Origin of the sequence: Synechococcus sp. BL107 (genome assembly GCF_000153805.1) — a bacterium.
Lineage (GTDB): Bacteria > Cyanobacteriota > Cyanobacteriia > PCC-6307 > Cyanobiaceae > Parasynechococcus.
Window position 1 is genome coordinate 2,029,786 of sequence record NZ_DS022298.1, and the last position, 13,440, is coordinate 2,043,225.

The window sequence follows — 13,440 nt, forward strand, 5'->3', positions numbered from 1 at the left end:
TAAGACAGCCCAAGCTTCTGGGCAAGCCCATGACAGTCGTGGGCGCTACTTGAGGTTCCAAACTGACTGCACTGCTGTAGGTGGCCATGGCGCTTCCACGTCACCCAAATCTCTGGCCTCCATTCACTCAAATGGCCAGTGCAGCTGCGGCGCAGCGGGTAACAGCCGGTGATGGTGCCCTGCTGTTGCGTGAAGAGGGGCCCCCGTTAATTGACGCGATTAGTAGCTGGTGGGTGACCTTGCATGGCCATGCCAATCCAGTGATGGCTGAGGCGATTGCCGATCAAGCACGACGACTCGAGCAGGTGATCTTTGCGGATTTCACCCATGAACCAGCCGAGCAATTGGCGGTTCGACTCAGTGGAATCACCGGCCTCCAACGGCTGTTTTTCTCAGATAACGGATCGACGGCCGTGGAGGTGGCGATCAAAATCGCCTGCCAATGGTGGGCAAACCGAGGCCAGCCACGCCATCAAATCGTTGCCTTCGATGGCGCGTATCACGGAGATACTTTCGGGGCCATGGCCGTTGGCGAGCGCAATTTGTTCAGCGCTCCATTCGAAGACAAATTATTTCCCGTCGCCCGAGTGCCCTGGCCCAGCACCTGGTGGAACGACGACGACGTTGACCGCAAGGAAACAGCCGCACTTCAAATCCTCGAAGACACCCTTCAAACCCCAACGGCAGCAGTGATCCTCGAGCCTCTGCTCCAAGGGGCAGGGGGCATGACCATGGTGCGTCCGGACTTTCTTCGGGAGGTTGAACGCAGAACAAAAGCTGCCGGAGCCCTGCTCATTGCCGATGAAGTCCTCACTGGATTTGGACGCTGCGGCGACTGGTTTGCTAGCCGCCGTGCCGGGATACGTCCAGACCTCATGGCGTTGTCCAAAGGTCTCACGGGAGGCTGCTTACCAATGGGGGTGACCATGGCCAGTGAAGCCGTGTTCGAAGCCTTTATCGGAGACGACCCCAACCTCACCCTGTGGCATGGCCACAGCTTCACGGCCAATCCCCTGGGCTGTGCCGCTGCGAACGCCAGCCTGACGTTGCTCGAACGCAATCCAATGGCATTCCAAAACTTCGAGGCACGCCATCGGCCGCACCTCGAAGCTCTTTCCCAGCACCCGCGTGTGGAACGAGCACGGTTGCTGGGAACGGTCGCTGCCTTCGATTTGGTCGTTGGTGGAACCGCCGGCTACCTCAACCCGGCAGGCCCCACGGTCAAACGCATCGCCATGGAGCACGGCGTTTTTCTTCGTCCCCTCGGCCAGGTGGTGTATCTCTTACCGCCGCTCTGCATCAGTGATGCGCAACTTGAGCAGTGCTACGGAGCCATCCAAACCGCTCTCGATCAACTCTGAACCAACCATCCCCGGCAGAGGGCAAGTCTTAAGGACCAGCCTGGATCGCCGCCTCCACATCAGCGCGCGACAGCCCATAGGGCAGGGAGCATTGCGTTTCCGAGCTGCTCCCAGATGCCTGCCAAATCACCTTGAGGTCTTCACGGTCCAAGAGAAGAACGGCACTCCAAGCAGGTCGTTCCAATTGCCATCGGCACGGATCATTGTCGATCCGAATGGCGCCCAATTGAAGCAGCCATTGCTCAAGCGCTCGGAGGGAGTGCTGATTGAGTGGTGAACTCTCCGGTGGAAGGGGGGACGGCATCGGATCGCAGGTTGGAGGTTCTCAAAGTCTGCTCATCGGTGAGCCAAGACGGCGACACTTGCCAATCCCGGCCTTGCACAACCGCCACTCCCAATCCCAGCAACAAGCTGAGAAGGAGCGCCAAGCTCAGCAGAACCAAAGAAAACCATTCACCTCCTGACAGTGGACGTCGTTCACCAATCCCGTTCCAAGGATCAGAGGTGGCCTTCTGAACGACGTGAGGCCTCGCAGTGGTTTCGCGCAGCATGGCGTCGTAAGCATCGCGACGCCCAGGGTCCGCCAGAAGGGCGTAGGACTCCTTGAGCTGTTGAAACGCAAGGCTGGCCTGCGCTTCAGGTAGCGCCGTAGTGTCGGGATGCAATGCTTTGCTCTTGCGCCGGAATGCCTGGCGCAATGCTTCCGGATCAACTCCTGGGGCCACACCGAGCCGTTGGTAGTGGCTGATGGAGACGTCCGGCACAGACTTGATCTGGTCCTTCATCCTAAGAAAAGTTGCCCACGCAGCCCATGGCCGATGCCACACCGGGAGCTGAATATTGGACGGCACTCGGTTGGCAACCGTCGACGGAGCAGGTGGATCAGCTTGCAATGCTGCAAGTCCTGTTGCGGGAATGGAACGCGAAAGTCAACCTCACCCGACTCGTGGAGGGCGATGACTACTGGATCAATCAAGTGTTTGACAGCTTGTGGCCCTTAGCGGCTGAGTTGAACAAACCCCACCAACCCAGAACCTGCATGGATGTCGGCACAGGTGGTGGATTCCCGGGATTAGCGATCGCGATTGCCCTACCGGGCGCGCATATGACACTGCTGGACTCCGTGGGCCGTAAAACGGCAGCGGTGGAGGCGATGGCCAGCAAGCTTGGCCTCGCGGATCGCGTGGCCGTTCGCACCGAACGGATCGAAACGACAGGCCATGATCGCGCCTGCCGCGGCCAGTTCGACCTCGCCATGGCTCGCGCCGTTGCGGCAGCCCCCGTCGTGGCGGAATACCTCGTTCCCCTTTTGAAACCCAAAGGGGAAGCACTGCTTTTTCGAGGGCAATGGTCTGAGGACGACACCGCACAATTCCACAATGTGCTGACGCCGCTGAAGGCTCAATTAACTGGGGTAGAGGCGCGTCAGCTGCCGTCCGAACGGGGTATCCGTCACCTCTTGCGCGTGCAGCCCACTGGAACCTGTCCATCGTCCTATCCACGGGCCGTTGGCATTCCTAGCCGGACACCGCTGGGCTCCTAAACAGGCTTCAAATGCTGGTCAGCCGCTTTTGAGCGTCGCCCGCCAACCGATGTTTGAGTTCAGTCAGGATGAGAGGAATCCTCGCCCGCCAAGGACTAGCACCGAGCACAGCCTGAAGGGCCGACGCACTGACTTGATCATCAAAGGAATCGGCATTGGATCCGGCAAACCAATGCCCCCCTTGGCCAAGCAGTCGATAGCGCGCTGTTGCGAAGCTCTCGAGGTCCCAGGCCTCCAACATGTTGTGGAGCCAAAGCAAAACGGGCAAGTTGATCTCTCCAGGCGTGTCTTGCCAAGAGGGAAGCCCCACATGCCATGTGGCCATCCATTCGGCTCCTAGCGCGTCCACCGCCGCCCTCTGCAGGCGTTGATGCACCGGTTCAATCAAATCAACGGCTTGAGGCAAGAGCTCAATGGCCTTGAGATGGCGATCAAAATCCTGCGGTGAAGCAGCACCCACACTGATGGTGTGCACGCGTTCATCCTGCAAACAGAACAGATCGTTAAACACAATCGGGTGGAGCGGTGCACAAAGGTCGAGCAGTTTCTGCGATGGGCTGTGGAGATGGCCCCCTTTGTCAGTCGGGCTAATGATGAAAACGCCCATGTCTTGGCGGCGGGCCGCGTCCAAGGCAGGGGAATTGTCCTGACGGATGTAATACCAATGCAGATTGAGGTAGTCGAAAGCTCCGGTGTTGCACGCATCCACAATCAACTCGGTGGGTCCATGGGTTGAAAAACCCACCGAACCAATCCGGCCCTTTGTCTGCCAGCGACGGACCACCTCCATGCAACCGCCGGGTCGAAGCGTCTGCTCAAGGTGTTCTGGCAAGTTGATGCCATGAATGGCCAGCAGGTCCAAACGATCACAGTCCAAGCGTTCAAAGCTCAGCTCCAGCTCCGCTTCAAAGGCAACAACATCATCACGGGGAGGAACTTTGCTTTGCAGCAAACGCTTGGCATCGGGGGCCTTGGGCAAGGCCCAACCCAACTGCCGCTCTGATGTGCCGTAGTGACGAGCCGTTTCCACATGATGAAATCCCTCAGCCACAGCCCGATTCAACGTGGCCTGTAACTGAGCTTGCGATGCTGCTGAGATGTCCTCTGCCGGAAGATCGCTCCAACTCTGCTGAAACCGCATAGCCCCGAGCGACAACAGTGGAATGTCCAGCTCTGTTCGTCCAAAGCGTCGGGTTGGAAGCGAAGCCATCAACCCTGAGGACGTGCCTGCAGGTTTTGCCGCTCTAAACCCTGCTTCAACGCTTTGAGGGATTCGAACGGAACCCAATGAATGCAGTCCACAGGGCAGGTGTCGATCGCTTCTTGAATTCGATCGGTGCTGTCGCCATCTTGACGAAAGGCTCTGGAACGACCGAGATGGGGCTCAACGACGAAAGTATTGGTGGCGACATGGGCGCAATAACGGCAACCAATACAAATGGCCTCATCCACCCACACGGCTTGATCCCTGAGCTGACCACCCAGCAATGGCTCCAATCCATTCGCCTGAACGGAATGAATTGCTGGAGCAGAAAAAGCAAGCGATGGATCAGCCAGGGTTAAGCGTCCCAGCGAGTAACCACGAGTTCGATCGAACCATCCTGGGCCTGGGTTTGTTCAGCAACCTGGAAGCCTTCGTTCGCAGTAGCCGCTAATACCGTGTTCAAGGCATAGCGCTGGGTGAGTTTGGCCAGAAAGCGTTCGATTGGGATCTGTTGTTTCCAAAGATCTAAGTCGGTCACCAGCTCGTAAGAACCAGACTTGGCGTTCCATCGAAAACCAAGGTCACCGCCCTCTTGCATCGTGACAGCCAGATCAGCCGTCACGGTTTGACCTTGGTAACCACGGACTGGGCGCGCCCCTTGCTCTGGAGGGAAGCCCATGTCGTTCAGCGCTTGAACCAATGGATCGAGCTGGCGCAGTTCTGTTTTAACGGTGCTGAAATGCGACATCAGTGCAATTGCGCGGGAAGGGATTGGGATTGGCTAGTCGGCTGCTGAAACGCTTCAGCAGTGGGTTCTTGGTGTTCAACGGCTCCAAGCGCAGCTTCCAACCGTTCGGTGAGCTGCTGGCACGCAGGACCGGCCACCCCTTCGACCCTTTCTTCCACGCGACCGTCAGGTCGAATGGTGAAACGAACCGTGCGTTGGGGCATTCGACCTGCGTGAGATGTGGCGCAATCTAATGGTGGTTTTCAAGAGTCGTTGTTGGTTCTGAACCTCAGATCAGAAACCCGTCGTTCATCAGGGCCTCTAAGCGCTCCACAACCACGGGGTTTTCTAACTGCTCAAGAGCTGTACGCGCCTCATCTTGCACAGATCGTTCACCGTCGTGAAGGAGCGACTCCATCAGCACTTCAATGATCTCGAGTTGACGAGGCTCGACCAACTGATCCATTAAGCGCCCCAGTGCCCAAATGCAATTGCTACGCACTACGGGTTCACTATCGATCTGAAGGCTGGCAACCAATTGACTCACCGCCGGATCCGCTTTGGCGGGCGAGCGGCCACCTGACTCAGCCAAAGAACCCGGACACCACAACCGAACCGCAGCCACATCGGTTTGCAGCGCATGAATCAGGGGATTCAGGATCGGAGCATCGGGGTAATTCCCCAAACTCCAAGCCGTGGCTTTGCGCACATAGGCATTGCTATCGGTCCGAAGCAGCTGAAGCAGCGGTTCCACCGCCGGTGGCGAAGGATTGCGCCCCAGGGCATACACCGCGCTCATCCGCTCCACTGGACAAGGGCGTTGCAACAGGGGAAGCAACAGAGGAAGGGCTCTGGGATCTCGATGCTCACAGAACACTTGCAGCCCTTGCAGGCGCTGATCATGGGTCCCCCGGAGGGCGAGCAAACCCTGATCACAAGCAAAAGCAATCGATGGCGAAGCATCGTCAACTGCTTGGTTCGGCTCAAAGGCATCGAGCGGATCAAGATTTTCTTCGGCGGCCAGCTCGCGCGCCAACAAATCTGGATCCAACGCAAGGCTGGCGGGTCCTCGATCCCTTTGTTGGCTGCGGTCTTCCGTCATGACTCGATGTTACGGGACCCGGTCAAATCCCTTGGGTGGTCAACCGACTGGAGCGGGTGCCAGCATGTCACCGGGCAACCAAATCCTGGCGCTGACAGCGAACAGCGCGAGGGCGAATAACAAAACGATCAGTGCTGGAAGCACGGTGGAACGAAAAAAAGACAAGGGCCGATTGATCTTGTTGTTCATTCTGCTGATGGGTGGACAGCAAGCGCTGGCCGACGCAAAAACAGAAACGACACCACCAGCACACTGAGTCCACACCAGCCGGTGATCTGTTGGTGCAACAGGAATCCTCCGGTGCCCAACAATCCGCCGAATAGAAGGCCACATGCCCACACAAAACGCTGGAGCATCACTGGGAAGCTTTCAATCGGAGTGACGTCAAAGCGATGACGTAAATGGGCCCATCCAGGACCCGGCGGTCGCACCTGGCGCACAAATCGCTCAAGCACATCCTCAGATTCCGGAGGAGTGCACAACATCACGGTGAGCCATACGGCAGCGGAAACCCCCGTGATTACGGCCAGACGCACGCCGTAATCATCGATGCGTACCAAGGGTGTGATCGAGGTGAGTACTCCAACGAGAAAGCCGCAGAGCATCGCGGACAATTCAGCAGCAGCATTGACCCTCCACCAAAACCAACGCAACACCAACACAACCCCTGGACCAGAGCCAATCGCGATCACGAGTCGGAACACCGCCCCGATGCTGTTGCTCACTAAGGCCGTGATCACGCCAAGCACGAGTAGCAACACCGTGGTGGCCTGACCAACCAAGAGCAATTCCCGTGGGCCAGCTTGGGGCCGAACAAACCGTTCGTACAGATCATGGGTGAGGTAACTGGCGCCCCAGTTCACGGAGGTACTCACCGTGCTCATAAAAGCGGCAACCAGGGACACCACCACCAGCCCAAGCGCCACAGGTGGCAAAAGATCAATTGCCAGCTTTGGGTAACCAAGCTCTAAATCGACTTGTTCTGGCAAGAGAACAAGCGCAGCTAAAGCCACCACCACCCAGAGCCAGCTGCGAATCAAGTAGTTCACAACCAGAAAAACCCAGCCAGCAAGCCGTGCTTGCTGCTCATCACGGGTGGCCAGCATGCGTTGGATGAACTCACCACCACCATCACTGCGACGAAAACTCCACCACTGCACGGCGATGTAAGCGGTGAACATGGGCACACTGATGCCAGCGCCATCGAGCCAGGTGAAGCCCTTCTCGTCCCACGTCCAAGGAACCAAGGAGAGCAATTCAGGTCGGTTGAGGGATTGAAGTTGATCGAGCAGCGAGGCCATCCCACCCGTTGCGTGCAAAGCAGCGACAGCAACCGCCAAGGCACCCAGCAAGGCGAGCACAAGCTGTACCAAATCCGTCATCACCACCGCCCAAAGCCCTCCAACAACCGTGTAGCTGACCACCAACACGGCAACGATGGCCAGCAGCCACACCGTGTCGGACAGGCCCAAAAAGCTCGGCTCACCTCGAACAATCCCCAACGCTTCCACCACTTTTCGCAGGGCCAGAAACGCGTAACCGATCCCAATACAGTTCACGGGTAACGCCAGGAGAAACGCCTTAATCCCGCGAAGCCATGCAGCAGCAGCACCGCCATAGCGCAATTCAGTGAAGGCCGCATCGGTTAACACGCCGCTCCGTCGCCAAAGCGGTGCAAACACCACTGCCATCGCGACGTGGGCCAGCCCGAAACTCCACCATTCCCAGTTGCCCGCCAAACCACGACTACCGACGAGCCCTGCGATGTACAGCGGCGTATCAATCGAAAAGGTGGTCGCCGCCATGGATGCGCCGGCCAACCAGCCGTTTAAACGCCGCCCTGCAACGAAATAATCCTCTTGGCCACGATTCCGGCGAGCCAGCCAAAGGCCCAACAACAATGTCAGCAGTAAGTAAAGACCAAGAAGAAGCCAGTCGACTGCAGCCATTCACCCTGCCACCAATCTCTCCAGTCTTGGACAAAAGGGGATCGATCAGGGCAGATGAAGCCTGGGGCTATGCAGATCGACATGAAATCATCACCGAACCAAACAACATCTATACGCCAGAACGATCATCAACAAATGCAGAAGATAGAGATGAAAAATATCAAATAACAATCAAACAAACAACGATCGGTTACCACGCCTTAAGTCATCTCACAAAAGCTCATTACGGCTAGGAACCTTTCAGATGTTGCCGACGCAATTGACCACAGGCAGCATTTTGATCCAAACCACGGCTTGCTCGCAGGCTGACGGCAATCCCTCGGCGCTCTAAAACCCGGCGGAAAGCCTCAATTCTCTGGGTAGTTGGGCGCTTAAATTCTTCCTCTTCAATCGGGTTATAGGCAATTAAATTGACGTGACTTTGAAAACCACCCACTCGATCAGCCAATTCAGCGGCATGCTCGGGGTGATCATTTAACTCGCCAAGCAAAATATATTCAAAGCTGACACGACGCCCTGTGAGATCTAAATAGTGTCGACAATCATCCAGCAAATCGTCATAAGGATACGCATGAGCCGTTGGAATCAACTCTTCCCTTAATTGCTGGTTGGGGGCATGCAAACTCACCGCAAGGGTGAATTGAGCTCTCCCAAGTTTCTCCATCGCCAACTCTGCTAACTGGGGCAGTGTTTTGGGCACACCAACCGTGCTCACGGTGATGCGCCGCTGCCCAATGCCAAGGTCGGTATTCAAACAACGAATGGTCTCCAACACCGCTGCACTATTGAGCAAGGGCTCTCCCATCCCCATAAAAACAATATGGGATGGACGCCGGTCCATCGCCTCACGAACACTCAAGACTTGATCGACAATTTCATGGGTTGCTAACGAGCGTTGCAAGCCACTTTTTCCAGTCGCACAAAAACGACAGGCCATCGGACATCCCACCTGGCTCGAGATGCAAACAGTGAGTCGCTGGTCCGTCGGTATACCCACCGTTTCAATGGTTTCACCATCGTCCGTCGCCAGTAACAGCTTTGTTGTGGCATCCGCTGCCACGGATTGATGCACGAGCTTCAAACGGCCAACCCGAAAGGTCTGATCCTCAAGCTCAGTTCGCCATTGCTTCGGAAGAGCGGTGATCTCTGAAAGAGATTTAACGCCTTTGTTGTACAGCCAATCGTGAATTTGACGCCCTCGAAAGGACTTGTGCCCCTGAGCAATCGCCCAGTCTTCCAACTCGGCCGCACTGCGACCGAGTAAGACATTGTTCACCAATTCAACAACCCGTGACCGAGCTTGAATTCCACAACCAAAAGGGCAATGAAGCCAAGCATGGCCATGCGTCCATTCAACTTTTCGGTATGGCCATGAAAGCCATAACGGGGTAAGCGACGTTGGGGAATTTCAGTGGGTTCAATCATGGATCAATCAATAACGGGCGCAAAGGGGAAAGGTCAATCGTCGGACAGCAACCCCTCTTCTTGGAGACCTTCAACAGCCTCGGCATCAACAACTTGCTCTTCCTTGAGCTCGTTATCAACATCCGGCCGCGTAAATGCAGCATTCGTGCTGGCAGAAGGATCAATGTTGTGACGTGTCCGCGTGGCTTCTAGATCAGCATCACTGGGGTCGTCAAGCAAAGCACTCGAGCTAGCCGCAGGAGGCATATCCACGGTGTAATCCGGACGCAAATTTTGCATCCGGCGGTATCCCGCAGGGTCTTCGGAAAGAATATCGGGATGGGGACCCGCTTCTTTCTGGAGCTCTTCTTCGAAGCCGCTGAACCCTGTTCCAGCAGGGATCAGACGTCCGATGATCACGTTCTCCTTCAGACCACGGAGCCAGTCGCTCTTCCCTTCGATCGCAGCCTCAGTGAGAACACGGGTGGTCTCCTGGAAGGATGCCGCAGAGATAAAGCTATCTGTGTTGAGGGAGGCCTTGGTGATACCCAGCAAGACCGGAGTGAACTCAGACGGAGCCCCACCCGTAATCGCCATGGCCTGGTTGGTGTCTTCCACCTGTCTCAGCTCAATCAACTCTCCAGGTAGAAGGGTGGTGTCACCAGCATCTTCAACCCGAACCTTGCTGGTCATTTGACGAACAATCACCTCGATGTGCTTGTCGTCGATCGAGACGCCCTGAGATTTGTAGACGTTCTGAACTTCCGTCACAAGCCGGTGCTGCAGATTCGCAATCGCTTCTTGAGCAGCGTCCATCAAAGGTTTGCGGCTACGGAAGTCTTCGAAGAAGCATTCCAGAAGCTCGTGGGGATTGATCGGACCGTCTGTGAGCAATTCCCCAGCCGTCACCTGCTGGCCATCGTTGACCATCACATTGCGTCCCAAAAGGATCGGGTATTCACCGATCGCATCGTCGGACTCAATCACGTTGACGGAGAGGGAATCGTCGTCTTCCCCTTGCTTGATTTCAACCGTTCCAGGCTTCCGGCAAAGAATGGCGGATTCCCGCGGACGACGAGCTTCAAGAAGTTCCTCAATCCGTGGAAGACCCTGAACAATGTCTCCGGTCTTCTGGCGTTCGAACACCAGAAGAGCCAAGCCATCTCCCCGTTGAACCAAGTCACCATCGCGAACGTGGAGCAGGGAGTCGGGAGACACCATGTACGGACGTCCAAGGCGAAGCGTGACGCTGTTGCCACTTACAGCTTCGACCTCACCACAACAGGCTGAAGGCTGTCCACTGGCAAGCAACTCACCATCAACCACACGATCACCAACCGCCACGGTCGGCTTGCCTGACGTGGAAATCGTGGTGGTGTCTTCCGGACGCTCAACGATTAAGCGACGAACGGGCTCAGCCTCCGTGGCTTCAGGCAGCTGAACGACACCTTCCTGCTTACAGAGAATCTGGGTGGTGGCGACAACATCACCGGCCTTGACTGAGATTCCGTCTTCCACCTGAAGCTCAGTGTGGGTTGAGCCATGGCTGGAGTCCGACATGGTGTCGCGACGAACCAAGATCGATTCGAGAATGACCAAACGCAGGCGGGAGATCGTCTTGGCTCGCTTGTCGGGGGCCTTTTCCACATCCACCGTCATTTGTGGGGTGGTGTCGAAGGTTTCCAGAAGCAGTTGCGTTTTCAGCAGTTCAACACCCTCAACCGACTTAATCAGCTCGTTGTCTTTAAAAGCCAAGCGCTGAGTAGCTTTGATACCCAAATGAGGCCCATTGGCCTGCTTCACGTGGGATAGCTCAGGAAGCTGAGCTTCATTTGGAATGGTGTATTCCTCAACCGGTCGAAGCAAGAGGCCCTTGCCCTCAGGTGTTTCGACCGTCTGCACAAATTTCATTGTGTCGACAGACACACCCTTGGCGACGTCATCGCCGGGGTTCACCATTTGGCCATCGCCTTCAAAGCGTTCGAGCGCTTTGTTATCGCTACTCAGGTGAAGATCTCCACCCCGAACGATAATTTCACGGAGAATGTCGTTCTTTTGGGTGACAGTAACAATGCCAGCAGTTTGGCTAAAGATGTCTTTAACAACCTCAGTTCCAGCCTCAATCCATTGACCATCAGTAATCATCAACAAAGAAATATCCTTGTTGATTTCATGGGTTTCTTGAGGAACCCATAACAAGGTTCCACCCTTATTGACTTCGTATCCATTTTTGGCAGAACGCGCTTTTTTGATTGCCAAGCCGGGTGCAAATTTGACGAGACCACCCGTACCGGTACGGAAGCGATCATCTGCGAGTTCGGCGATCACCTCGCCGTTGCCAATTTTGCTGCCAGGAATGGTGTTCAGGCGATAACGGGTGCCATCTTTCGCCTCAAGATTCCACAATTCGCCGGAATGGGTGGATTCCTCGAGCAATTTGAAGTCTTTGAGGGTCATCGCCGTGGTGACGATTTGCACCTCTCGGGAATCACCAATGGAATCGCGCAAACGAACATCGCCACCAAATTCGCTGCGTTGGCTGGCTTCCGCAAGCACCTGACCTTCAGTCGCAGTGGACTTACCAGCAACAACAGGAAGAGCGTTTGGGGGAAGGTTATAAACATCACCAGCGAGGACCCACATGCGGCCAAGACGCTGAGCTTTCAGGGTGATATTTCCCTGACGATCGGTGACCTCTCTGGGTTGGATTTTTTCCTCATAACGAACCTGACCCGCCAAATCGCAGATCACATCCTTCGTTGCTTTTTCAACGCTCTTCTTCACCGCACCGGCGGCAATCTGCGCGACGGTGACGTCAGATTCAATGGCCTGACCATTATCGACGAACAGCAAAGAGCCAACCGTGATGTCGATTTTCTGAGGCCGACCCTTGCCAGAGGGCTTAATCGTGAGCGTGAAATCAACTTCTGCCTGTTGAGCTTCAACACCATGGGGCGTGCGATAGGGGCGAACCCGCGCTTTGCTGCCGAACTCAACGTCTCCGGCAACTTTGGATCGAACAACACCACTTTCAGCGGTAGACACACCTCCGGTGTGGAACGTCCGCATCGTGAGCTGCGTTCCGGGCTCACCAATGGACTGAGCGGCGATGATGCCAACCGCTTCACCCAAATCAACCAATTCGTTGTGGGCCAAGGCCCAGCCATAACACTTGCGGCAGACGGAACGATTTGCTTCACACGTGAGAGGCGAACGAATACTGACGGCGGTGACACCAGCCTTCTCAATTGTTCTTGAAAGGGCAGGGTCGATCTCGGTATCGCGCTCAGCCAACACCTCACCATCAGCATTCACCACCTGTGCAGCCGTTAAACGGCCCACCAAGCGGTTGCCAAATTTGCTGTCTTCTGCCTCAACAACAATGTGGCGGGTTGTTCCACAATCGTCCTCTCTGACAATCACATCTTGGGCAACGTCCACCAAACGGCGCGTTAGATAACCCGAGTCGGCTGTGCGCAACGCCGTGTCAACAAGACCTTTCCGTGCTCCGTAAGAGGAGATCACGTACTCGGTAACAGTTAATCCTTCTCGGAAGTTGGTGCGAATCGGCAAGTCAATAATTTCACCCTGTGGGTTGGCCATCAAGCCACGCATGCCCACGAGCTGACGAACCTGGGACATATTTCCCCGGGCCCCAGAGTTGGCCATCATCCACACCGAGTTGAGCGGTGCATTCTCATCAAAATTCTTTTTAACCGCGTTGACGAGACGCTCATTGGTCTCTGTCCAGGTATCAATCACCTTGGTATGACGTTCCACCTCAGTAATTTCACCAAGCCTGTAACGCTCTTCGGTAGCTGTGATTTGTTCTTCAGCCTGACCAAGAAGATCCTTTTTAGCCTCAGGAACTTTTAGATCGTCAACGGAAATTGAGACAGCCGCCTGAGTTGCGTATTTAAATCCAAGATCTTTCAGATCATCGGCCATGGAAGACGTCACAGCAGTGCCGTGATGCTTGAACGACCAAGCCACCAAATTTTTTAAAGCCTTTTTATCAACGATGTGATTTCGAAACGGAGGCGGTGTTTTCGAAAGGGGCTTTGAAATCTTCGCTAGTGCCTCTTTGGCTGCTTTGGCCGCTTTAGCTGCTTTGGCTTTCGAGGGCTTACGGGGCTTGGAAGTGGTCATG

General features: G+C 55.6%; 15 protein-coding genes. 3 read left to right on the forward strand and 12 right to left on the reverse strand.

All coding sequences use genetic code 11. The annotated features are described in order from the left end of the window. The first annotated feature begins 86 nt into the window (after nucleotides 1–86). Nucleotides 87–1,361 (forward strand): adenosylmethionine--8-amino-7-oxononanoate transaminase, encoded by a 1,275-nt coding sequence (bioA, locus tag BL107_RS10615; protein WP_037988498.1) that lies wholly within the window; start codon nucleotides 87–89, stop codon nucleotides 1,359–1,361. Between the two features lie 28 nt (nucleotides 1,362–1,389). On the opposite strand, the gene BL107_RS10620 is transcribed toward bioA, so the two are convergent. Beyond that, entirely contained in the window at nucleotides 1,390–1,665 is a 276-nt protein-coding gene (locus BL107_RS10620) for a DUF3143 domain-containing protein (RefSeq protein WP_232192992.1), read from the reverse strand. Next, the gene (locus BL107_RS10625) at nucleotides 1,604–2,146 is read right to left on the reverse strand and encodes a J domain-containing protein (RefSeq protein ID WP_009790354.1); all 543 of its coding nucleotides are present in this window, start codon (nucleotides 2,144–2,146) and stop codon (nucleotides 1,604–1,606) included. The genes BL107_RS10620 and BL107_RS10625 overlap by 62 nt, the downstream gene beginning before the upstream one ends. 26 nt (nucleotides 2,147–2,172) lie before the next feature. Here BL107_RS10625 and rsmG point away from each other — a divergent pair, with 26 nt between their 5' ends. Next, nucleotides 2,173–2,904 carry a 16S rRNA (guanine(527)-N(7))-methyltransferase RsmG gene (gene rsmG, locus BL107_RS10630; protein WP_009790355.1) on the forward strand — a complete coding sequence of 244 codons (732 nt, stop codon included), beginning with the start codon at nucleotides 2,173–2,175 and terminating at the stop codon, nucleotides 2,902–2,904. Nucleotides 2,905–2,911: 7 nt separating this feature from the next. Here rsmG and BL107_RS10635 read toward each other — a convergent pair whose 3' ends face one another. The 7 genes from BL107_RS10635 to BL107_RS10660 form a co-directional block, all read right to left on the reverse strand. Beyond that, a complete protein-coding gene (locus tag BL107_RS10635; RefSeq protein ID WP_009790356.1) occupies nucleotides 2,912–4,114 on the reverse strand; it encodes an aldo/keto reductase in 1,203 nt (400 codons plus the stop codon). Beyond that, nucleotides 4,114–4,461 (reverse strand): ferredoxin, encoded by a 348-nt coding sequence (locus tag BL107_RS10640; protein ID WP_232193088.1) that lies wholly within the window; start codon nucleotides 4,459–4,461, stop codon nucleotides 4,114–4,116. Before BL107_RS10640 ends, BL107_RS10635 begins: the two co-directional genes overlap by 1 nt. A 2-nt stretch (nucleotides 4,462–4,463) precedes the next feature. Continuing rightward, nucleotides 4,464–4,856 carry a DUF1257 domain-containing protein gene (locus tag BL107_RS10645; RefSeq protein ID WP_009790358.1) on the reverse strand — a complete coding sequence of 131 codons (393 nt, stop codon included), beginning with the start codon at nucleotides 4,854–4,856 and terminating at the stop codon, nucleotides 4,464–4,466. Continuing rightward, the gene (locus BL107_RS10650) at nucleotides 4,856–5,059 is read right to left on the reverse strand and encodes a DUF2997 domain-containing protein (RefSeq protein ID WP_009790359.1); all 204 of its coding nucleotides are present in this window, start codon (nucleotides 5,057–5,059) and stop codon (nucleotides 4,856–4,858) included. Before BL107_RS10650 ends, BL107_RS10645 begins: the two co-directional genes overlap by 1 nt. 65 nt (nucleotides 5,060–5,124) lie before the next feature. After that, complete coding sequence (locus BL107_RS10655; RefSeq protein ID WP_009790360.1) at nucleotides 5,125–5,937, reverse strand: HEAT repeat domain-containing protein; 813 nt, start codon at nucleotides 5,935–5,937, stop codon at nucleotides 5,125–5,127. A gap of 39 nt (nucleotides 5,938–5,976) precedes the next feature. Then, a complete protein-coding gene (locus BL107_RS13280; protein ID WP_255344628.1) occupies nucleotides 5,977–6,102 on the reverse strand; it encodes a hypothetical protein in 126 nt (41 codons plus the stop codon). Nucleotides 6,103–6,122: 20 nt separating this feature from the next. Then, nucleotides 6,123–7,742 (reverse strand): sodium:solute symporter family protein, encoded by a 1,620-nt coding sequence (locus BL107_RS10660; RefSeq protein WP_232192994.1) that lies wholly within the window; start codon nucleotides 7,740–7,742, stop codon nucleotides 6,123–6,125. A 2-nt stretch (nucleotides 7,743–7,744) separates the two neighbouring features. Between BL107_RS10660 and BL107_RS13165 the strand changes: the two genes are divergently transcribed. Further along, the gene (locus BL107_RS13165) at nucleotides 7,745–8,119 is read left to right on the forward strand and encodes a hypothetical protein (protein ID WP_232192996.1); all 375 of its coding nucleotides are present in this window, start codon (nucleotides 7,745–7,747) and stop codon (nucleotides 8,117–8,119) included. On the opposite strand, the gene rlmN is transcribed toward BL107_RS13165, so the two are convergent. From rlmN to BL107_RS10680, 3 genes are read right to left on the reverse strand one after another with little or no spacing between them, the layout of a single operon-like run. Next, nucleotides 8,116–9,162, reverse strand: coding sequence for a 23S rRNA (adenine(2503)-C(2))-methyltransferase RlmN (gene rlmN / locus BL107_RS10670; RefSeq protein WP_009790363.1), 1,047 nt, complete (start codon nucleotides 9,160–9,162; stop codon nucleotides 8,116–8,118). The genes BL107_RS13165 and rlmN overlap by 4 nt on opposite strands. Next, the gene (locus tag BL107_RS10675) at nucleotides 9,159–9,311 is read right to left on the reverse strand and encodes a high light inducible protein (RefSeq protein ID WP_009790364.1); all 153 of its coding nucleotides are present in this window, start codon (nucleotides 9,309–9,311) and stop codon (nucleotides 9,159–9,161) included. The genes rlmN and BL107_RS10675 overlap by 4 nt, the downstream gene beginning before the upstream one ends. Nucleotides 9,312–9,344: 33 nt before the next feature. Further along, nucleotides 9,345–13,439 carry a DNA-directed RNA polymerase subunit beta' gene (locus BL107_RS10680; protein ID WP_009790365.1) on the reverse strand — a complete coding sequence of 1,365 codons (4,095 nt, stop codon included), beginning with the start codon at nucleotides 13,437–13,439 and terminating at the stop codon, nucleotides 9,345–9,347. Nucleotide 13,440 lies beyond the last annotated feature (1 nt).

What these genes read in the sequence shown, in the direction of transcription:
- BL107_RS13165 (WP_232192996.1), top strand. Translation starts at nt 7,745, where the DNA reads ATGCGCCGGCCAACCAGCCGTTTAAACGCCGCCCTGCAACGAAATAAT.
- BL107_RS10620 (WP_232192992.1), bottom strand. Translation starts at nt 1,665, where the DNA reads ATGCCGTCCCCCCTTCCACCGGAGAGTTCACCACTCAATCAGCACTCC.
- BL107_RS10625 (WP_009790354.1), bottom strand. Translation starts at nt 2,146, where the DNA reads ATGAAGGACCAGATCAAGTCTGTGCCGGACGTCTCCATCAGCCACTAC.
- BL107_RS10650 (WP_009790359.1), bottom strand. Translation starts at nt 5,059, where the DNA reads ATGCCCCAACGCACGGTTCGTTTCACCATTCGACCTGACGGTCGCGTG.
- BL107_RS10645 (WP_009790358.1), bottom strand. Translation starts at nt 4,856, where the DNA reads ATGTCGCATTTCAGCACCGTTAAAACAGAACTGCGCCAGCTCGATCCA.
- BL107_RS10675 (WP_009790364.1), bottom strand. Translation starts at nt 9,311, where the DNA reads ATGATTGAACCCACTGAAATTCCCCAACGTCGCTTACCCCGTTATGGC.
- rsmG (WP_009790355.1), top strand. Translation starts at nt 2,173, where the DNA reads ATGGCCGATGCCACACCGGGAGCTGAATATTGGACGGCACTCGGTTGG.
- BL107_RS10655 (WP_009790360.1), bottom strand. Translation starts at nt 5,937, where the DNA reads ATGACGGAAGACCGCAGCCAACAAAGGGATCGAGGACCCGCCAGCCTT.
- BL107_RS10635 (WP_009790356.1), bottom strand. Translation starts at nt 4,114, where the DNA reads ATGGCTTCGCTTCCAACCCGACGCTTTGGACGAACAGAGCTGGACATT.
- BL107_RS10680 (WP_009790365.1), bottom strand. Translation starts at nt 13,439, where the DNA reads ATGACCACTTCCAAGCCCCGTAAGCCCTCGAAAGCCAAAGCAGCTAAA.
- bioA (WP_037988498.1), top strand. Translation starts at nt 87, where the DNA reads ATGGCGCTTCCACGTCACCCAAATCTCTGGCCTCCATTCACTCAAATG.
- BL107_RS10660 (WP_232192994.1), bottom strand. Translation starts at nt 7,742, where the DNA reads ATGGCGGCGACCACCTTTTCGATTGATACGCCGCTGTACATCGCAGGG.